Consider the following 19,589-nt stretch of genomic DNA (forward strand, 5'->3'; position numbering starts at 1 on the left):
TCCCCCTATCCGCAACTCTCAAATCTATATTTTCCAGACGTCAAATACCCCATCAATTTTCTGGTGGTCTATAGTTTTTACATCAAAATGACCTTTGTATTTGTTTTTAACCTCGATTGTGTCAAGAGTTAAACTTCCAGTTGCTGCGCCCCCTACAAAACCGCTAAACGCCATATATATCCAAATACCATATTCCTTAATGCCATAGGTTCCAGGCCCTGTCAGCGAACTAAACTGCACTACGACTATACCTTTTTCCTCTCCTATAAACCCCATAAGGGAATTATCAGGCTCATCTAGAATATAAACGTCTTCAGTTTTAGTAGCGTGACCATTAAGCGTAATGGTTATTGAGCCTTTCCCATTAAACTTAGTTGCCGTCTTTACAGCTTTTAGTTTTTTTTCTTCGCTCATGGTGTTCTCCTGATGCATTTATAACTCAACGACGCTGAGCTTAAACAACAGAAAGAAAACAACACCTGTCAAGGTTGACAGGTCCGACCGATGGTCAATGTGCGGGCCGGAGCCGACACAGGCTCGGAGGTTGCTTACCAGCTCATCGTAAGATTGACCACAGACGCCACCGCCGCTTATCACCGCAGGTAATGCCCAGCAGTTCGGATGCACGGCGGACATGATTTTTACGAAGATTACCCGCCTGCAAATCGCTACACTGCGCAGGTAATGCGTGCCGGATGCGCGCACCGCTCAATCAGACGCTGGATGCAGGAGACAAGTGTGCTCAAGAAACTGGGAATCAAAGGCCGCGTGCTGTTGCTGACCCTGTTGCCAACCAGCCTGATGGCGCTGGTCCTGGGCGGCTATTTCACCTGGATGCAGCAATCGGACCTGCACGCCCAGTTGTTGCAACGTGGTGAAATGATCGCCGAGCAACTTGCGCCGCTGGTCGCCCCAGCCATGAGCCGCCAGGACACCGATCTGCTGGAGCGCATCGCCACCCAGTCCCTCGAACAGGCGGATGTGCGTGCCGTAACCTTCCTCGCCCCCGACCGCATACCACTGGCCCACGCCGGCCCGACCATGCTCAACCGGGCGCCGGAGGGCAACAGCACGCAGCTACTGCAACGCACTGGCAACGACGCCACGCGCTACCTGCTGCCGGTATTCGGCAAGCACCGCAACCTGGCGGGCGAACTGATTCCCGAAGAGGCCGACCGCCTGCTGGGCTGGGTCGAGCTGGAGTTGTCCCACAGCGGTATGTTGCTGCGTGGCTATCGCAGCCTGTTCGCCAGCCTGCTGCTGATCGCCGCCGGCCTGTGCCTGACCGGGTTGCTGGCCCTGCGCATGGGCCGCACGATCAACCGCCCACTGAGCCAGATCAAGCAGGCCGTGGCGCAACTCAAGGACGGTCACCTGGAAACCCGCCTGCCGCCGCTGGGCAGCCAGGAGCTGGACGAACTGGCCTCGGGCATCAACCGCATGGCCAGTACCTTGCAGAACGCCCAGGAAGAATTGCAGCACAGCATCGACCAGGCCACCGAAGACGTGCGCCAGAACCTGGAAACCATCGAGATCCAGAACATCGAACTGGACCTGGCCCGCAAGGAAGCCCTGGAAGCGAGCCGGATCAAATCCGAATTCCTGGCGAACATGAGCCATGAAATCCGCACGCCGCTCAACGGTATCCTCGGTTTTACCCACCTGTTGCAGAAAAGCGAACTGACCCCGCGCCAGCTCGACTACCTGGGCACCATCGAGAAATCCGCCGACAGCCTGCTGGGGATCATCAACGAGATCCTCGACTTTTCGAAGATCGAGGCCGGCAAGCTGGTGCTCGACAGCATTCCGTTCAACCTGCGCGACCTGCTGCAGGACACCCTGACCATCCTCGCCCCCGCCGCCCATGCCAAGCAGTTGGAACTGGTGAGCCTGGTCTACCGGGACACGCCGCTGTCGCTGGTGGGCGATCCGCTGCGCCTCAAGCAGATCCTCACCAACCTGGTGAGCAACGCCATCAAGTTCACCCGCGAAGGCACCATCGTCGCCCGGGCCATGCTCGAGGACGAGCACGAAGACAGCGTGCAATTGCGCATCAGCATCCAGGACACCGGCATCGGCCTGTCCAACCAGGATGTGCGAGCGCTGTTCCAGGCGTTCAGCCAGGCTGACAACTCGCTGTCGCGGCAACCGGGTGGTACCGGGTTGGGCCTGGTGATTTCCAAGCGCCTGGTGGAACAGATGGGCGGTGAGATCGGCGTCGACAGTACACCGGGCGAAGGTTCGGAGTTCTGGATCAGCCTGCGCCTGCCCAAGACCCGCGACGATGCGGAGGACCTGCCCGGCCCGCCGTTGCTGGGCCGGCGCGTGGCGGTGCTGGAGAATCACGAACTGGCCCGCCAGGCCTTGCAGCACCAGCTCGAAGACTGCGGCCTGCAAGTGACACCGTTCAACACCCTGGAGAGCCTGACCAACGGCATCACGGTCGCTCATCAGACTGATAAGGCCATCGATCTGGCCGTGCTGGGCATCACCAGCAACGACATGCCACCGGAGCGCCTCAACCAACACATCTGGGACCTTGAGCACCTGGGCTGCAAAGTACTCGTGCTGTGCCCCACCACCGAACAGACCCTGTACCACCTCTCGGTGCCCAACCCTCACAGCCAGCTCCAGGCCAAGCCGGCCTGCACCCGCAAGTTGCGCCGCTCGCTTTCCGACCTGGTCAACCCGCGCCCGACCCGCAGCGAACCCCACGAGCCGGTTTCCAGCCGCGCCCCGAAAGTGCTGTGCGTGGACGACAACCCGGCCAACCTGTTGCTGGTGCAGACCCTGCTCGAAGACATGGGCGCCAAGGTGCTGGCCGTGGAAAGCGGCTATGCGGCGGTCAAGGCCGTGCAGAAGGAAACCTTCGACCTGGTCTTGATGGACGTGCAGATGCCCGGCATGGACGGTCGCCAGAGCACCGAGGCGATCCGCCAGTGGGAAAGCGAGCGGCACTGCACGCCGCTGCCGATCGTCGCCCTCACCGCCCACGCCATGGCCAACGAAAAGCGCGCCCTGCTGCAAAGCGGCATGGACGACTACCTGACCAAACCCATCAGCGAGCGGCAACTGGCTCAGGTGGTGCTCAAATGGACTGGCCTGGCCCTGCGCAACCAGTCACCGGAGCGCAGCGGCGATGCCCAGGGCGGCAGCGAACTGCTGGTGCTCGATCACGAAGAAGGTTTGCGCCTGGCCGCCGGCAAGGCCGACCTGGCAGCGGACATGCTGGCGATGCTGCTGGCCTCCCTGGAAGCCGACCGCGAGGCGATCCGCCAGGCCTGCGAGGCCAACGATCACAACGCACTGATCGAACGCGTCCACCGCCTGCACGGCGCCACCCGCTACTGCGGCGTACCGCAATTGCGGGCAGCCTGCCAACGCAGCGAAACCCTGCTCAAGCAACAGGATCCCAAGGCCGCCGCCGCCCTGGAAGAATTGGAGCGGGCCATCAACCGCCTGGCCAGCGAGGCGCGTATCAGCGCCTGATCCAGGGCAATATCCAGGGAACCGGAATCGCTGAAAATCCACGTTCCGACCACGGACTGTAGGAGCTGACGAGTGCAACGAGGCTGCGATCCTTACGCTGACAATTGAGTCGCAAGCGAAAGATCAAAAGATCGCAGCCTCGCTTCGCTCGACAGCTCCTACGGGCTTGTTTTTTCTGCCAGGAGGCCGCCATGCGCGTGATTTTTTTCAGCAGCCAGACCTACGACCGCGACAGTTTCACCCAGGCCCCGACGCCCGCGGGCCTTCAATTGCAGTTCCAGCCCGCCCGCCTGAACCTCGACACCGTGGCCCTGGCCGAACGGCATGAAGTGGTGTGCGCCTTCATCAACGATGACCTCAGCGCCCCGGTGCTGGAGCGGCTGGCCGAAGGCGGCACGCGGCTGATCGCCCTGCGCTCGGCCGGCTACAACCACGTCGACCTGCTCGCCGCCCAGCGTCTGGGCTTGAGCATCGTCCGGGTGCCGGCCTACTCGCCCCACGCCGTGGCCGAACATGCCGTGGCATTGATCATGGCCCTCAATCGCTGCCTGCACCGCGCCTACAACCGCACCCGGGACGGCAATTTCAGCCTGCATGGGCTGACCGGGTTCGACCTGGTGGGCAAGACCGTCGGGGTGATCGGCACCGGGCAGATCGGCGCGACGTTCGCACGGATCATGGCCGGCTTCGGCTGCCAGTTGCTGGCCTACGACCCCTACCCCAACCCGCAGGTCGAAGCCTTGGGCGCCCGCTACCTGCCCTTGGCCGAGCTGCTCGCGCAGGCGCAGATCATCAGCCTGCATTGCCCGCTCAATAAACAAAGCCGACACCTGATCAACGCTCAATCGCTTGCTGCGATGCAACGCGGCGCCATGCTGATCAACACCGGGCGCGGCGGCCTGGTGGACACACCGGCCTTGATCGAGGCGTTGAAAAGCGGCCAGTTGGGCTACCTGGGCCTGGATGTCTACGAGGAAGAGGCCCAGTTGTTTTTCAAGGACCGCTCCGACCTGCCCTTGCAGGATGACGTGCTGGCACGGCTGTTGACCTTTCCCAACGTGATCGTTACCGCCCACCAGGCGTTCCTGACCCATGAAGCCTTGGCGGCGATTGCCATGACCACCCTGGACAACATCGCCGCCTGGGCGGCCGGCACGCCGCAAAACCTGGTGGACAGCTAAACCTTGAGTCGGCACAAACCCTGTGGGAGCGAGCCTGCTCGCGATGAGTCCGGCACGTTCAACATTGACGTTGACTGACACACCGCTATCGCGAGCAGGCTCGCTCCCACAGTGGATTTCGTCGCCTGACCAGCATAGGAACCATCCAAAGCCATGCCCCGTGCTAGCATGTCGCGCCTATTTGGAGGACCCATGGCCGAACACGATTTCCGCTACACCCTGATGAACCCTCAGCACACCTTGACCGAAGTCCGCGCGCTGGCGCCGGGCCGCTACCAGGTCACGGGCAATGGCGGTTCGATCCAGGCCAACGATGTGTTGCTCGTCACGCTCAAGGGCAGCAAGGACTTGTCCATGCGCCTGACCGTGGACACCGTGCGGCACCTGCTCAAGCCCATGGGCCAATGGACGGCCATGACCACCGGCCCGGTGTTCGGCGAACTGGCGATCCACACCTGGCAGGTCAACTGCGACAGCTGCGCCAAGGAACTGAGCTTCGAATTCGCCGTCGATGCCAAGCTCGGCGTCAAGGCCGAAAAACCGGCCGCCACCGCGCGAATCGCCGAACTGGGCTGGACCACCGTGGGTGAAAAACACCTGTGCCCGAAATGCCAGGAAGCCGCCTGATGAAGCGTTTGGCCCTGTCCGCGTTGATCGGCATGAGCCTGATGGGCTGTGCCGCTGAACCTGTGCAGCTGCAACATAACCGCAGCTACATCCTGGAGTGGATCGGTGAGCGGCCATTGATGGACTACAGCCACCTGACCATCACCCTTGGGGATGACGGTCGCGCCTATGGCAACGGCGGCTGCAACCACTGGTTCGCGCCCTACACCCTGGAAGACCACCGCTTGAGCTTCGGCAAGATCGGCAGCACGCGCAAACTCTGCGCCCCGGCGGTGATGGAGCAAGAGACGCGCTTCTTGCAGGCCCTGGAAAAGGTCGAGCGCTGGGACATCTCGCCCATCGAGCAAATACGCTTCTGGCCGGCCCAGGGCAAGCCACTGCGTTGGTGGCTGGAAGAGGGCTGAGCTCCGGCCCCACTTGATCGTTCCCATGCTCCGCGTGGGAACGCCTCTGGGGACGCTCCGCGTTCCGCTTTTGGGACGCAGAGCGTCCCGGGCTGCATTCCCACGCGGAGCGTGGGAACGATCATCACTTGAGCGCCTGCAACGCCTCAAGCCTGGCCATCACCCCCGCCGCCGTCTGCTCCCCCAGCAACTGCTCGCGCACCTTGCCCTGGTTATCGATGATGTAGGTCACCGGTAGCCCTTCGCTGCGAGGCAGGTCGAAGATTTCGGCCGGATCCCGGGCCAACACCGTGAAGCGAATCCCCATCTTGTCGCTGGCACTCTTGAGCTCTTCGCCCTGCACCTGGTCGAAGTTGACCCCGAACACACCGACGTTGCGGCCCTTGAGCTGTTCGGCCAAGGCATTGAACTCCGGGATTTCGGTACGGCACGGCGCACACCATTCGGCCCAGTAGTTGAGCACCACCCATTGTTTGTCCAGCCGCTGCGAGGCAATGGCCTGGCCGTTCTGGTCCACGCCGTAGTCGTTCCCGCAACCGGCGAGCAACAAAATGCCGATGAATGTCAGTGCTGCCGTCAATCGCCTTGCCATGTGCCAATCCTTGTCTGAATGTGAACGCTGCTGCGACCCGTCGCCTCTCTAAGGTGCTAGGGGCTTCGCGGCACAGTAGAATAGCCGCCACCTTACGCAAGATGCGACCCGCTCATGACCGATCTGACGCTTTATCACAACCCGCGCTGCTCGAAATCCCGCGGTGCGCTGGAACTGTTGGAGGCCCGTGGCCTGACGCCCACCGTGGTCCGCTACCTGGAAACCCCGCTCGACGCCGCGCACCTGGAACGCCTGCTGGGCAAGCTCGGCATCACCGCCCGGCAATTGCTGCGCACCGGCGAGGACGAATACAAAGACTTGAACCTGGCCGACGAAAGCCTGAGCCAGGCCCAGTTGATCGCGGCCATCGCCGCCCACCCGAAGCTCATGGAACGGCCGATTCTGGAAGCCGGGGAAAAGGCCGTGATCGGCCGTCCGCCGGAGAAAATCCTGGAGATCCTGCCGTGACCACGCCGTACATCCTGGTGCTGTATTACAGCCGCAGCGGCTCCACCAACGAAATGGCCCGGCAGATCGCCCGTGGTGTCGAGCAGGCCGGGCTGGAAGCCAGGTTGCGTACGGTCCCGGCGATTTCTGCCGAGTGCGAAGCGGTTTCCCCGGACATCCCGGAGCAAGGCCCACTCTACGCCAGCCTCGATGACCTGAAAAACTGTGCCGGCCTGGCCTTGGGCAGCCCGACCCGGTTCGGCAACATGGCCGCGCCGCTCAAGTACTTTCTCGACGGCACCAGCAACCTGTGGCTGACCGGTGCGCTGGTGGGCAAACCGGCCGGGGTATTCACCTCCACCGCGAGCCTGCACGGCGGCCAGGAAACCACCCTGCTGTCAATGATGCTGCCGCTGCTGCATCACGGCATGCTGATCACCGGCCTGCCCTACAGTGAATCGGCCTTGATCGACACCCAGGGCGGCGGCACGCCCTACGGCCCGAGCCATCACGCCGGGGCCGACGGCAAAAGCGGCTTGAACGAACATGAGGTCGCCCTGTGCCGCGCCTTGGGTTTGCGCCTGGCGAAAACCGCCCTTTTGCTGGAGAACGGCCGTGGCTAAGAAGCCGAAGATACTGCCTTCGATCCAATGGCTGGAACCGCGCGTACGCCTCGCCCGCGTCATCAGCCTGCTGTGCTTTTTCGGCCTGGTGGGGTTGCTCTGCGCGTACTACCTGCTGATCGCCGACCTGCACGGCGCGCGCCCCTGGGTCATTCTGCTGATCGAACTGGTGCCGCTGCTGATACTCGCGCCCGGCATGCTCACCGGCAGCGCCCGCGGACACTCGTGGATGTGCTTCGTGGTGAATTTGTATTTCATAAAGGGCGCGCTGGCGGCCTATGACCCGAACCGGCAACTGTTCGGCGTGCTGGAAATGGCGGCGAGCGTGGCGGTGTTCTGCTCGGCGTTGTTGTATGTGCGTTGGCGGTTTCAGTTGAATCGGCGGTTGGCGGGCGAAGGCGAGCCTTCCGTCGCCTGATAGGCCGCTATCGCGAGCAAGCTCGCTCCCACAGGGGTTTTGTGAACGCCAAAGATCCAGTGTGGGAGCGAGCTTGCTCGCGATGGGTGCAACTCGGTCTCAATGATTGACGGTGTAAGCCAGCATCATCGAAATCTGCGACATCGGCCGCCCCCCACTCTCTTCATGCCACTGGTTGAAGGCATTTTGCACCGTCGCCAGGTCCCGCAGGCTGGTGGGGACCTTGTCGATGATCTCCTGGGCATTGAGCGCGGCCACGACGTCATAGCTGGGCACAAACGTATCCTTGCCCATCATCCGCAAGAAGCGCGGCGCCGAAAGGCCGCCCAGTTGATGGCCGTGCTTTTTCAGGTAGGTCCACAGGCCGACGATGTCGGTCACCGGCCACTCGGCGACCAGCGCGCCGAAGCTGCCCTTTTCATGGGCCACGTCCAATATCAGCTGCGCGTTGCGCGGCACGCTCTTGAGCTTGCCCAGGTGGCGGATGATTCGCGCGTCCTGCATCAACCGCTCCAGGTGCTCGGCGCTCATCAGCACGACTTTCTCCGGGTCGAACTTGAAGAACACCTCTTCGAAGGCCGGCCACTTGGCGTCCACCAGGCTGTGCTTGAGCCCGGCGCGGAACACCCGCAGCGCCATGGTCGAGAGGTAGCGGTCGTCGCTGATCTTGCGCAGTTGCGCCGGGGTCTTGGGAACCGGCAGGTGGGCTTCCAGTTCAGCCGCCGAACCGAAGCGGTTCAGACAGTACTCGTGCAGCCACTTGTAATCGCGCATGCCCTCTCCTGGGGGTTGAAAATGAAAACGGCGCTTGAAAGCGCCGTAATAACTATCGGTAGAGTCAGAGATTCACCACATTGACGAACCGCGGCGTGGCGTTTTCGTCGATGCGCAGGTTGGTGAAGTCGAACAGGTTGCGGTCCGCCAGTTGCGATGGAATGACGTTCTGCAAGCCGCGGAAAATGCTCTCGGTACGACCCGGGGTCTTGCGTTCCCACTCCTGGAGCATCTCCTTGACCACCTGGCGCTGCAGGTTTTCCTGGGAGCCGCACAGGTTGCAGGGGATGATCGGGAATTGCTTGAAATCCGAATAGGCCTGGATGTCTTTTTCGCTGCAATAGGCCAGCGGGCGGATCACCACGTTGCGCCCATCATCGGCGCGCAGCTTGGGCGGCATGGCCTTGAGCGAGCCGTTGTAGAACATGTTCAGGAAGAAGGTCTCGACGATGTCATCGCGGTGGTGACCCAGGGCCATCTTGGTCGCACCGATCTCGTCGGCGAAGGTGTAGAGCGTTCCGCGCCGCAGGCGTGAGCACAGCGAACAGGTGGTCTTGCCTTCGGGAATCAGTTCCTTGACCACCGAATAGGTGTCTTTCTCGACGATGTGATATTCCACGCCCAGCGACTCGAGGTAGGCCGGCAGCACATGCTCGGGGAACCCGGGCTGCTTCTGGTCCATGTTCACCGCGACGATGTCGAACTTGATCGGCGCAACCTTCTGCAGATGCATCAGCACATCGAGCAAGGTGTAGCTGTCCTTGCCGCCGGACAGGCAGACCATGACCTTGTCGCCGTCCTCGATCATGTTGAAATCGGCGACCGCCTCACCGGCCTGGCGGCGCAGGCGCTTTTGCAGTTTGTTCTGATTGACCGTAAGAGTGCCCATGACGCGAAATCCGTGAGGTGTGACGAAAGGCCGGCATTTTACGCAAAAAATCCGCCGTCGGCGAAGGCTGATGACAGGCACTTTTGTGGCGAGACCATTGTGGGAGCAAAGCTTGCTCGCGAAAACAGACGGCTCGGTTTAAGACCGCATCGCTTCCATCGCGGGCAAGCCTTGCTCCCACAAGGTGAATTTCTTTGCCAGGGTTGTGTACAGACCCATCGGCGATTAGCACCACGACCTAGAGCGCGATTTGCTCTAAGCCTCCCATCCCCCTCGGGGTGACTCCTTTCTATACTGCGACATAAGGTCGCACACACTTACAGACCTTTACTTACCCGGCCATTTGGCCCGTAGGCGCTCCGTTGGGGGGCGATGGCAATAACAAAGGAGTGACTGACTATGATCCATCATGTCGTGGGGCTCTTTACCCACCCTGATCAAGAATGGAAAGAAATCCGTGGCGATCAGGAGGAAAGCATCAGCCACATGTACCTCACCCACACGCTGATCCTGGCGGCCATTCCCGCGGTATCGGCATTCATCGGCACCACGCAGGTGGGATGGGTCATCGGCAATCGTCCACCGGTCATGCTCACCCAGGAAAGTGCGCTGTGGATGACCGTCATGTCGTACCTGGCCATGCTGGGCGGGGTGGCAGTGATGGGCGCCTTCATCCACTGGATGGCCCGTACCTATGACGCCAACCCGAGCCTGGCCCGTTGCGTTGCGTTCGCCACCTACACCGCGACACCTTTGTTCATCGGCGGCCTGGCGGCGCTCTACCCGCACATGTGGCTGGGGATGATCGTCGGCACGGCGGCGATCTGCTACACGGTCTACCTGCTGTATGTGGGCCTGCCGACGTTCATGAACATTCCCCAGGACGAAGGTTTTCTGTTTTCCAGTTCGGTACTCGCCGTCGGCCTGGTGGTGCTGGTGGCCATCATGGCGTTCACGGTCATCGTCTGGGGGCTGGGCGTCGGCCCGGTCTATACCAATTGAAGGATTGAAACGGTCCCGATAGTACCCTCCAATAAAAAAGCAGGATCTGCCGACACAGGCCGCCGCAAGGCGGCCTTCCTGCGTTTGGAGCTGTCGAAACGACCACTGGGCACCTGAGCGATTCGCAACGGCCGACGCTTGCGGCATACTCGGGCTTCTGGAGACCCGTAAAGCATGCTCGAGCAACTCAATACCCGCGTCGAAGAGTGTTACCAACAAGCCGAATCCTTTTTCAAACGTCCTTTCAAACGCCCGGTGGTCAGCTTCAAATTGCGTGGCCAGAAGGCTGGTGTCGCGCACCTGCATGAAAATCTGCTGCGCTTCAATCCACAGTTGTACCGGGAAAACGCCGAAGACTTCCTCAAGCAGACCGTCGCCCATGAAGTCGCGCACCTGATCGCCCACCAACTGTTTGGCGAACGCATCCAGCCCCATGGCGAGGAATGGCAACTGATCATGCGCGGGGTCTACGAACTGCCGCCCAACCGCTGCCACACCTACGCAATCAAACGCCGCAGCGTGACCCGCTACATCTACAAATGCCCCTGCGACGGCAGCGACTTCCCGTTCTCGGCCCAGCGCCACAGCCTGGTGCGCCAGGGGCGACGGTATTTGTGCCGTAGCTGCCGCAATACCTTGGTGTTCAGTGGGGAGACGCGGGTCGAATAATCAGGCTTTGTGGTGTCTGGGCGGGCCTCATCGCGAGCAAGCTCGCTCCCACAGGGGTTTTGTGAGCGCCGCAAATCCAGTGTGGGAGCGAGCTTGCTCGCGATAGCGGCCTGACAGACGCTACAAAACCACCCCGCGCTTACGCAACGCTTCGATCCGCTGCGCACTGAACCCCAACTCCCCTAACACCTGATCCGTATGCGCCCCCAACTCCGCGCCAATATGCCGAGGCTCGGGCAGCCCTTCGGAAAATCTCAACGGACAAGCCATCTGCGCCTGGCTCGAACCATCGCCCCGGGGCACCTGTGTCACCAGCTCCCGAGCCTGTAGCTGCGGATGCCGGACAGCTTCCTCCAGGCTCAGCACCGGCTCGACGCAGGCATCGATTTCTGCAAACAGGCTGCACAGCTCGGCAAAGTCATGTTTCTCGAACTCGGCCTGCAGTGCCTGCTTGAGCGCGTGTTGTTGTTCAGGCTTGGGCGACAACCCCTGGGCCGCCAGTTCCGGCCGCCCCAAGGCCCCGCATAACGCCTGCATGAACACCGGTTCCAGGCTGCCCACCGACATCCAGCGACCATCGCGGGTGCGGTAATAGTCATAGAAGCTGCCGCCGTTGAGCATCTGCTTTTCCCACCCCGGCTCGACACCGCAGGCCAGGTAACCGGCGCCGGCCATGGCGTTGAGGCTGAACACACAGTCAGTCATGCTCACGTCCAGGTGCTGACCCTGCCCGGTTTGCTGACGGGAGATGACCGCCGCCAACAGTCCGATCACCCCGTGCAACGAACCACCGGCGATGTCCGCCGCCTGGATCCCCAGCGGCAACGGACCGCTGTCGGCACGACCGGTGTGGCTGGCCAGTCCCGCCAGGGCCAGGTAATTGATGTCGTGACCGGCGCGGTCCTTGTAGGGCCCGGTCTGGCCGTAGCCGGTGATCGACACGTAGATCAACCGCGGATTGATCGCCTTCAAGGCCTCGTACCCCAGGCCCAGTCGCTCCATCACGCCGGGGCGGAACTGTTCCAGCAGGATGTCGTAGTCCTTCAGCAATTGCGTGACCACCGCCAACGCTTCCGGTTGCTTGAGGTCCAGGGCCAGGCTGCGCTTGTTGCGGTTGAGGTAGGCGTGGCTGGCCGATACCCCCTGGTCATGGGGCGGCAGTACCCGCAGCAGGTCCTGGCGGGTCGGCGACTCGATGCGCAACACCTCGGCCCCCATGTCCGCCAGCAACAGCGAGGCGAATGGCCCGGGCAGCAGGGTCGAGAAGTCCAGAACCTTGAGCGATGCCAGTGGGCCTTGCATGGGCGATCTCCGAGGGGTGATGGCTAAAGACTAGGCAGGGGCTGGTGATGGGGCAATTACCGCAGGTGTCACTTCGAATGACGATTGCGCTCAAGGCTGGCACAGATCCTTTGTGGCGAGGCTGGGCTGTGGGAGCAAAGCTTGCTCGCGAAACAGGCGCCTCGACTCCTGAAAGACCGCATCGCCTGCATCGCGGGCAAGCCTTGCTCCCACAAAGTGTGGGATAAATCCCCTCGCCACAAGACAGCGCTCTTAGCTGGATAATTCAGGCCCATGAAAAAACCCGCCGAAGCGGGTTTTTCATTGCAACCTGGAAATTACCTCACAGCGCCTGGAGCAGAGGTTTCAGCCGCTGCAATCTGCGCCGCTGCGATCTGCTCGTCATCTTCACGGACGTCGGAGATACCACGACCGCCGGAAGCCAGCTCGGTCTGCAGTTGGTCTTCATCCAGTTCCTTGACCCACTTGGCAACCACGATCGTGGCGACAGCGTTACCCACCAGGTTGGTCAGGGCGCGGGCTTCGGACATGAAGCGGTCGATACCCAGGATCAATGCCAGGCCGGCCACCGGCAAGGTGCCCACGGCCGACAGGGTAGCCGCCAGCACGATGAAGCCGCTACCGGTCACGCCAGCCGCACCTTTGGACGACAGCAGCAGCACCAGCAACAGGGTGATCTGGTGAGTCAGGTCCATTGGGGTGTCGGTGGCCTGGGCGATGAACACCGCAGCCATGGTCAGGTAGATCGAAGTACCGTCGAGGTTGAACGAGTAGCCAGTCGGGATCACCAGGCCTACGACCGACTTCTTGGCACCCAGGCGTTCCATCTTGATCAGCATGCGAGGCAGGGCCGATTCCGACGAGGAAGTACCCAGCACGATCAGCAGTTCTTCACGGATGTAGCGGATCAGCTTGACGACGCTGAAGCCGTGGGCGCGGCAGATGGCGCCCAGTACTACCAGCACGAACACCACGCAGGTGATGTAGAAGCAGATCATCAGCTGGCCCAGTTGCACCAGCGAACCGACGCCATAGGCACCGATGGTGAACGCCATGGCACCGAAGGCACCGAGGGGAGCCAGCTTCATGATCATGTTGATGATGATGAACATCACGTGGGCGAAGCGATCGATGAAGTCCAGCACCGGCTTGCCGTAGGCGCCCAGGCGATGCAGGGCAAAACCGAAGAGCACCGAGAACATCAACACTTGCAGGATATCGCCGTTGGCGAACGCACCGACGATGGTGTTCGGGATCACGTTGAGGATGAAGGCGATGATGCTCTGGTCTTTACTGGCATTGATGAAACCGGCGATCTTGCTGGTGTCCAGGGTCGTCACGTCGATGTGCATGCCGGCGCCCGGTTGCACGACGTTGACCACGACCAGGCCGATCAGCAGGGCGATGGTGGAAACGATTTCGAAGTACAGCAGCGCATAGCCACCAGTTTTGCCCACCGACTTCATGTTCTGCATGCCGCCGATACCGCTGACGACCGTACAGAAGATGATGGGAGCGATGACCATCTTGATCAGTTTGATGAACCCGTCGCCAAATGGCTTGAGGGCAACACCGGTCTGCGGGTAGAAGTGACCGAGCAAAATACCGATGGCAATGGCTACGATCACCTGGAAATACAGGGATTTGTACAGTGGCTGACGAGTCGTCATGGCAAACCTTCCTCAAGAGTCCCGTTTGACGACTTCCACCTGTCGTCCACGGCACTTCAATTGCGAACCCTCCTGCACTGGAGGGATTTGTTTTTTGTCGGCTGCACGTGGCAGACCTGGGTGCTCTATCGCAAGGCTCGTGCCATTTTTCAGAAACCCCCTACAAGCGTTATTGCAGAAGGGTCCTGGAATTATTCATGGGTTAAACACGGGCGTGGAATGTGGCGGATTTCCGCCCACAGGACGTTTATCACTCCGGGATTTGGCGGATATCCGCCTTGTCGAGCCGCAGTGCCCTGCTACCATCGCCCGCTCAACGGACGGACTTCAGCCATGCGCCAACGCACGATCGCCAGCCACTTCGCCCGCGCAGCCCTGGGCGGCGCGCGTCGGCAAGGCTTCGACTATTTTCCTCTGCTGCACCAGCTGGGCATCAGCCCAGAGTTGTTGGATGAGCCGCGCGCGCGGATTGCGCCCGAGCAGTTCACTCGCTTGTTGCAGGCGCTGTGGCTGGCATTGGGGGACGAATACCTGGGATTCGGCAGGGCAGCGAGTAAACCCGGGACGTTTGCCATGATGTGTCACGCGTTGATCCACTGTCGGACCCTCGGCAAGGCCCTTCAACGCGGCTTGCTGTTCTACAGTTTGTTCCCCGACGCCCCGAGCCTGACCCTGGAAGCCGAAGGCGAGCGAGTGCGGCTGGTGCTGGACGATTCGACACTGTGGGACCCGGATCACTTCCTGACTGAAAGCTTGCTGGTAGTCTGGCATCGCCTTGCCAGTTGGCTGATCGGCCAGCGGATCGGTCTGGAACAGGCGACCTTCGGCTACGCCAAACCTGCCCACGGTGCCGAATACGACTTATTGTTTCCCTGTCCGCTGGTGTTCGAAGCGCGCAGCAGCAGCCTGTTGTTCCACAGCCGTTACCTGGACATGCCGCTGCTGCAGGACGAGCGCACCCTCAAGCATTTCCTCGAACGCTCCCCCGCCGACCTGCTGTCGCGCCCGGACGATGGCCACAGCCTGAGCAGCCAACTGCGTCGCCTGCTCAGCCGCGACACCGCCCGCTGGCCCGACCTGGACACCGTCGCCGGCCATCTGCACATCAGCCCGCAGACCTTGCGCCGGCATTTGCGTGAGGAAGGCACCAGCTTCCAGGAACTCAAGGATCAGCTGCGGCGGGATATCGCCATCTACCACTTGGGGCGCGCGGACTTGTCGTTGCAGCAGATTGCCGAGCAGCTGGGATTCTCAGAGCCGTCGGCGTTTCACCGGGCGTTCAAGAAGTGGACGGGGGTGACGCCGGGGGCCTATCGGGAGTTGGAAAGCTAAGTGATGACATCCAGTTTCTGTGGCGAGGGGATTTATCCCCGCTGGACTGCGTTGTAGGAGTTGGCGAAGCCTGCGATCTTTTGACCTTTCGCTTGAAACTCAAGTGTTTGGGGAAAGATCGCAGCCTCGTTGCACTCGACAGCTCCTACACAGCTCCTACAGGCCCAGCGGGAGCAGGCTCCCTCGCCACAGAGGCCCGCACACACCGAAAACATTCCAGTCAAACCACCGGAAAATGAATCCGGAACGCCGCCCCGCCCAGCTCTGAATCCCCCAGGGTCAACTTGGCGCCATAGCTCTCGATGATGTCCTTGACCACCGCCAGGCCAATACCCTGCCCCGGATGCTGGCGATCCAGTCGCTCGCCCCGCTGGAGGATCCGCGCACGTTGATCCGGTGGCACGCCCGGCCCGTCGTCCTCGACACTCAACTCCGTGCCGCCGAGGGTCTGGTGGACGCTGACGCGCACCTCGCCCAAACACAACCGATAGGCGTTCTCCAGCAGATTGCCGAGCATCTCCAGCAAGGCGCCCTGTTCGATCGGCACCTGGCAGTGCTCCGGCAGATCGAAGCTGACATTGACCTGTTTGTCGCGATAGACCTTGTCCAGGGTGTCACACAGGCTTTGCAGCACCGGGCGCAAGCGCACCTGATGGCGCACCAGCCCGCTTTTACGCAGGCTGGCGCGCTGCAACTGGTAGCCGATCTGCTGGCTCATGCGCTCGATCTGGGATTGCAGCACCCAAGCCTGCCCACGGTCCTCGGGGCGCCGGGCCATGTCTTCGCTGACGCCCTGCAACACCGCCAAAGGGGTCTTCAAGCTATGGGCCAGGTCATCGAGGGAATCGCGATAACGGCTGCGTTGCTCCCGCTCGCTGTATAGCAGGCGGTTGAGCGAGCCGGTCAGGCGCAACAGTTCCCGGGGATGCTCGGTACTGAGACTTTCCCGGGCCCCGCTTTCGATTTCGTCCAGTTCCTGGCTCAGGCGCCGCAGCGCCCGAAGGCCCCAGGTCAGGCCGATCCACAACAGCGCCAGCAACACCAACAGGGCCGCGCCAAAACCCAGGTAGAGATTGTCCCGCAGCCCTTGCAGGGTCACTTCGTAATCGCGCACCGGTTGCAGGGTAACGATGCTGAACGCTGCGCTCTGGCCGCCGAGCAGCTTGATCTCGACGTCATAGACAAAAAACTCCTGGCCGTCGTTCTCGCGAATGCGCGCGAACTGGTTGCCCTGGCCGTCATAGCGCGGCGTGTAATTGATGTTCTCTTCCTGGGTGGCCTTCGACCGCCAGACCAGCCGCCCCTCGCGATCATAGATGTAGCCCAGCAGGCGGGCATCGGCGAGATTGAAGCGCTCATCGGGCAACTGCGCCGGCATCTTCAAGCGGTTGTTTTCCACTCGAGCGGCGGAAATCAGCGTGGTCACGTCCGAGGCCAGGCGTTGCTCGATGGATTCCTGCAACGCCAGGCTGAACGCGCCTTGCATGGCCGGCAACAAGGCCAGCATGAACAGCACCGCCAGGGTCATGGCGGCCAGCATCAACCGCAGGCGAAGCGAACGAATCACTGGCAGCGCTCGTTGAACAGGTAGCCCAGGCCACGCACGGTGTCGATGGGCTTGAAGCCGGCCGGGGCTTCCAGCTTACGGCGCAGGCGCCCGACCAGCACCTCGATGACATTGGGATCACGCTCGTCGTCGTCGGGATAAAGCTGCTCCATCAAGCGGTCCTTGGCCACCACCTGCTGATGATGGCGCATGAGGTATTCGAGGATGCGGTATTCGTAGGCAGTCAATGCCAGCGGCTCCTCGCCGAGGGACGCCTGCTTGCGGTTGAGGTCGAGCAGCAACGGACCGGCAACGATGGTCGATTGGGTAAAACCACTGGAGCGGCGCAACAGGGCGTTCAGCCGGGCCTCCAGCTCTTCGAACTGGAACGGCTTGACCACGTAGTCGTCGGCACCGGCGGCCAGGCCTTCGACCTTGTCCTGCCAGTTGCCGCGGGCGGTGAGGATCAGGATCGGGAACGTCTTGTCCTGTGAGCGCAGTCGGCGGATCAGTTCCAGCCCGCTGATGCCCGGCAGGCCCAGGTCGATCACCGCCAGGTCATGGTTGAATTCCCGGACCTGGTACAAGGCCTCTTCGGCATTGGCCACGGCCTGCACCACATGGCCGCTGTCGGTGAGACGGGTTTGCAGGTGGTGACGCAACAGCGCTTCGTCTTCGACGACCAGTAATTTCATGGAGCCTCTCCCCAGGCAAATCAAACAATCCAGTGCGGCGCACTTCAACGCAAGGCGCCGGATCGTCTTCGACCGATCCGGCTGGATACGCTCACCATCGACCGCTTAGAACGTGTAGTTGGCGGACAGGTACGTCTGGGCGCTGCTGGTCAGGTCCAGCGAGCCAACCTTGTCGCCACCGTGCGGGCTCATCTCGGTGCTGGCGTTGCTGCGCAGGTAACGGTAACCCAGTTCAACCGAGGTGTTTTGCGAAATTTGTTGCAGCACGCCCCCTTGCAAGCCCACGGCGTAGCCGATGTCGCTGTCGCGGCTGAAGCCAGGAGAATCCTGGGTCAGCTTGGTCAGGCCCGCCGTGCCGCCACCGAACAGCTTGGTGCTGCTGGTGACCGGATAGAACACATCGTAGCTGCCCAGCAGGTTTTCCTGGCGCAACTTGATGCCGTTGTGGGTGCCCGAGACGTTGTCGTAGGTGGCGTAGTAGCGGCCCTGGTCGTTTTGCTTGCCCAGTCGGATGCCATAGGTGGTGTCCTTGCCGATGACGCCGTCGGCATTCGGGTTGTTCAGGGCGCTGTCCAAGGCGTCGGATTTTTTCACCTTGTCGCTGGTCTGGCCGAGGGTCAGGCTGGCGAAGTTGTCATCGGCGTGGGCCATGGCACTGGCGCCCAGCACAGTGAAAGCCAACAGCAGTTTTTTCATAGCAGTCATGATCAAGTTCCTTTGCAGCGTGGATGTTTTGTGAAGTCGTGGTCACCTTAACCAGCGGTCCCTGAACACCCCTTGAACGTTCTCTGAACCTGCGCTGAATGAATCGGCTAATCTGTGCGGACCACTTTTATAAGGAGATCCGTCATGCGCAGGCTGCTTGCTGTTGTACTTCTGGCCATTAGCGGCGTGAGCCACGCCGCCATCCAGACCCAGGAGCTCCCCTACACCACTGCCGACGGCACCAAGCTGATCGGCTATTACGCGTATGACGACGCCGTCAAAGGCCCGCGCCCGGGCGTGGTCGTGGTGCATGAATGGTGGGGGCTGAACGACTACGCCAAGCGCCGTGCCCGTGACCTCGCCGGCCTGGGTTATAGCGCCCTGGCCATCGACATGTACGGCGACGGCAAGAACACCGAGCACCCCAACGACGCCATGGCCTTCATGCAGGCGGCGCTCAAGGACGGCGCGGCGGCCAGTGCCCGCTTCCAGGCCGGTCTCGACCTGCTGAGGAAACAACCCCAGACCGATCCGGATAAACTCGCCGCCATCGGCTACTGCTTCGGCGGCAAGGTGGTGCTCGATGCCGCGCGCCAGGGTGTGCCGCTGGCCGGTGTGGTGAGTTTCCACGGTGCGCTGGTGACCAACACCCCGGCAACGCCTGGCAGCGTCAAGGCCAAGGTGCTGGTCGAGCATGGCGCCCTGGACAGCATGGTCACCCAGGACAACGTCACCGCGTTCAAGAGCGAGATGGACAAGGCCGGCGCCGACTATAAATTCGTTAGCCTCAAAGGCGCCAAGCACGGCTTCAGCAACCCCGATGCCGACCGCTTGAGCCACGGTGAACATGGCGGGCCGGACATTGGCTACAACAAGGAAGCCGATGAGAAGTCGTGGGCGGATATGCAGAAGTTCTTCAAGAAAATCTTTGGCTGAAATACCCCTATGGCAGGGAGCTTGTTCCCGCTCGACTACGCAACGCTCTGTAGGAGCTGGCGAAGCCTGCGATCTTTTGATCTTTTGATCTTTTGATCTTTTGATCTTTTGATCTTTTGATCTTTTGATCTTTTGATCTTTTGATCTTTCGCTTGAGACTCAAGTGGCTGGAGAAAGATCGCAGCCTCGTTGCACTCGACAGCTCCTACACAGCACCTACACAGCTCCTACACAGCGCCTACACAGCGCCTGCACAGCTCCTACAGAGCCCAGCGGGTGCAAGCTCCC

Annotated in this window: 20 protein-coding genes; 11 read left to right on the plus strand and 9 right to left on the minus strand. The window is 61.4% G+C overall.

The genetic code is table 11. The annotated features are described in order from the left end of the window. Positions 1-24 precede the first annotated feature (24 nt). Positions 25-414, minus strand: coding sequence for a hypothetical protein (locus ASC85_RS05810; protein WP_057448605.1), 390 nt, complete (start codon positions 412-414; stop codon positions 25-27). Positions 415-738: 324 nt separating this feature from the next. On the opposite strand from ASC85_RS05810, the gene ASC85_RS05815 reads away from it, so the two are divergent. The 4 genes from ASC85_RS05815 to ASC85_RS05830 all read left to right on the plus strand — a co-directional run bounded on the left by ASC85_RS05815 (position 739) and on the right by ASC85_RS05830 (position 5,701). After that, positions 739-3,489 carry a response regulator gene (locus tag ASC85_RS05815; RefSeq protein ID WP_057448606.1) on the plus strand — a complete coding sequence of 917 codons (2,751 nt, stop codon included), beginning with the start codon at positions 739-741 and terminating at the stop codon, positions 3,487-3,489. 191 nt (positions 3,490-3,680) lie between these two features. Next, positions 3,681-4,670, plus strand: coding sequence for a 2-hydroxyacid dehydrogenase (locus tag ASC85_RS05820; RefSeq protein ID WP_057448607.1), 990 nt, complete (start codon positions 3,681-3,683; stop codon positions 4,668-4,670). Positions 4,671-4,862: 192 nt separating this feature from the next. Next, entirely contained in the window at positions 4,863-5,297 is a 435-nt protein-coding gene (locus ASC85_RS05825; protein WP_003204688.1) for a hypothetical protein, read from the plus strand. Further along, positions 5,297-5,701, plus strand: coding sequence for an META domain-containing protein (locus tag ASC85_RS05830; protein ID WP_057448608.1), 405 nt, complete (start codon positions 5,297-5,299; stop codon positions 5,699-5,701). The genes ASC85_RS05825 and ASC85_RS05830 overlap by 1 nt, the downstream gene beginning before the upstream one ends. Before the next feature lie 124 nt (positions 5,702-5,825). On the opposite strand, the gene ASC85_RS05835 is transcribed toward ASC85_RS05830, so the two are convergent. Beyond that, entirely contained in the window at positions 5,826-6,293 is a 468-nt protein-coding gene (locus ASC85_RS05835) for a TlpA disulfide reductase family protein (RefSeq protein ID WP_057448609.1), read from the minus strand. A gap of 114 nt (positions 6,294-6,407) precedes the next feature. Between ASC85_RS05835 and arsC the strand changes: the two genes are divergently transcribed. From arsC to ASC85_RS05850, 3 genes are read left to right on the plus strand one after another with little or no spacing between them, the layout of a single operon-like run. Then, on the plus strand, positions 6,408-6,761 hold the full coding sequence (gene arsC / locus ASC85_RS05840) for an arsenate reductase (glutaredoxin) (RefSeq protein WP_057448610.1): 354 nt from the start codon (positions 6,408-6,410) through the stop codon (positions 6,759-6,761). Beyond that, entirely contained in the window at positions 6,758-7,363 is a 606-nt protein-coding gene (gene wrbA, locus ASC85_RS05845; protein ID WP_003204695.1) for an NAD(P)H:quinone oxidoreductase, read from the plus strand. The genes arsC and wrbA overlap by 4 nt, the downstream gene beginning before the upstream one ends. Beyond that, positions 7,356-7,781, plus strand: coding sequence for a DUF2069 domain-containing protein (locus tag ASC85_RS05850; RefSeq protein ID WP_046062525.1), 426 nt, complete (start codon positions 7,356-7,358; stop codon positions 7,779-7,781). Before wrbA ends, ASC85_RS05850 begins: the two co-directional genes overlap by 8 nt. Before the next feature lie 99 nt (positions 7,782-7,880). On the opposite strand, the gene ASC85_RS05855 is transcribed toward ASC85_RS05850, so the two are convergent. Both ASC85_RS05855 and ttcA read right to left on the minus strand, forming a co-directional pair. Continuing rightward, positions 7,881-8,555, minus strand: coding sequence for a DNA-3-methyladenine glycosylase I (locus ASC85_RS05855; protein ID WP_046062526.1), 675 nt, complete (start codon positions 8,553-8,555; stop codon positions 7,881-7,883). 64 nt (positions 8,556-8,619) lie between these two features. Further along, the gene (gene ttcA, locus ASC85_RS05860; protein WP_003204698.1) at positions 8,620-9,444 is read right to left on the minus strand and encodes a tRNA 2-thiocytidine(32) synthetase TtcA; all 825 of its coding nucleotides are present in this window, start codon (positions 9,442-9,444) and stop codon (positions 8,620-8,622) included. Between the two features lie 399 nt (positions 9,445-9,843). Between ttcA and ASC85_RS05865 the strand changes: the two genes are divergently transcribed. After that, on the plus strand, positions 9,844-10,446 hold the full coding sequence (locus tag ASC85_RS05865; protein WP_014339766.1) for a Yip1 family protein: 603 nt from the start codon (positions 9,844-9,846) through the stop codon (positions 10,444-10,446). A gap of 174 nt (positions 10,447-10,620) precedes the next feature. Further along, complete coding sequence (locus ASC85_RS05870; protein WP_014339767.1) at positions 10,621-11,115, plus strand: SprT family zinc-dependent metalloprotease; 495 nt, start codon at positions 10,621-10,623, stop codon at positions 11,113-11,115. A 120-nt stretch (positions 11,116-11,235) separates the two neighbouring features. Here the strand turns inward: ASC85_RS05870 and ASC85_RS05875 are convergent, their stop codons facing one another. Together ASC85_RS05875 and ASC85_RS05880 are read right to left on the minus strand one after the other, a co-directional pair. Then, the gene (locus ASC85_RS05875; protein ID WP_057448611.1) at positions 11,236-12,417 is read right to left on the minus strand and encodes a CaiB/BaiF CoA transferase family protein; all 1,182 of its coding nucleotides are present in this window, start codon (positions 12,415-12,417) and stop codon (positions 11,236-11,238) included. A gap of 317 nt (positions 12,418-12,734) precedes the next feature. Next, positions 12,735-14,087, minus strand: coding sequence for a dicarboxylate/amino acid:cation symporter (locus ASC85_RS05880; protein ID WP_057448612.1), 1,353 nt, complete (start codon positions 14,085-14,087; stop codon positions 12,735-12,737). 333 nt (positions 14,088-14,420) lie between these two features. Here ASC85_RS05880 and ASC85_RS05885 point away from each other — a divergent pair, with 333 nt between their 5' ends. After that, a complete protein-coding gene (locus ASC85_RS05885; RefSeq protein ID WP_057448613.1) occupies positions 14,421-15,419 on the plus strand; it encodes an AraC family transcriptional regulator in 999 nt (332 codons plus the stop codon). 220 nt (positions 15,420-15,639) lie between these two features. Here the strand turns inward: ASC85_RS05885 and ASC85_RS05890 are convergent, their stop codons facing one another. The 3 genes from ASC85_RS05890 to ASC85_RS05900 all read right to left on the minus strand — a co-directional run bounded on the left by ASC85_RS05890 (position 15,640) and on the right by ASC85_RS05900 (position 18,365). After that, positions 15,640-16,986 (minus strand): ATP-binding protein, encoded by a 1,347-nt coding sequence (locus ASC85_RS05890; protein ID WP_057448614.1) that lies wholly within the window; start codon positions 16,984-16,986, stop codon positions 15,640-15,642. After that, positions 16,983-17,660, minus strand: coding sequence for a response regulator (locus ASC85_RS05895; protein ID WP_013694070.1), 678 nt, complete (start codon positions 17,658-17,660; stop codon positions 16,983-16,985). The genes ASC85_RS05890 and ASC85_RS05895 overlap by 4 nt, the downstream gene beginning before the upstream one ends. Positions 17,661-17,765: 105 nt before the next feature. Then, entirely contained in the window at positions 17,766-18,365 is a 600-nt protein-coding gene (locus tag ASC85_RS05900) for an outer membrane beta-barrel protein (RefSeq protein WP_057448615.1), read from the minus strand. Between the two features lie 144 nt (positions 18,366-18,509). Between ASC85_RS05900 and ASC85_RS05905 the strand changes: the two genes are divergently transcribed. Beyond that, positions 18,510-19,301, plus strand: coding sequence for a dienelactone hydrolase family protein (locus ASC85_RS05905; protein ID WP_057448616.1), 792 nt, complete (start codon positions 18,510-18,512; stop codon positions 19,299-19,301). Positions 19,302-19,589 lie beyond the last annotated feature (288 nt).

The sequence above is a fragment of the Pseudomonas sp. Root401 genome (assembly GCF_001425105.1).
Taxonomy (GTDB): Bacteria; Pseudomonadota; Gammaproteobacteria; order Pseudomonadales; family Pseudomonadaceae; genus Aquipseudomonas; species Aquipseudomonas brassicacearum.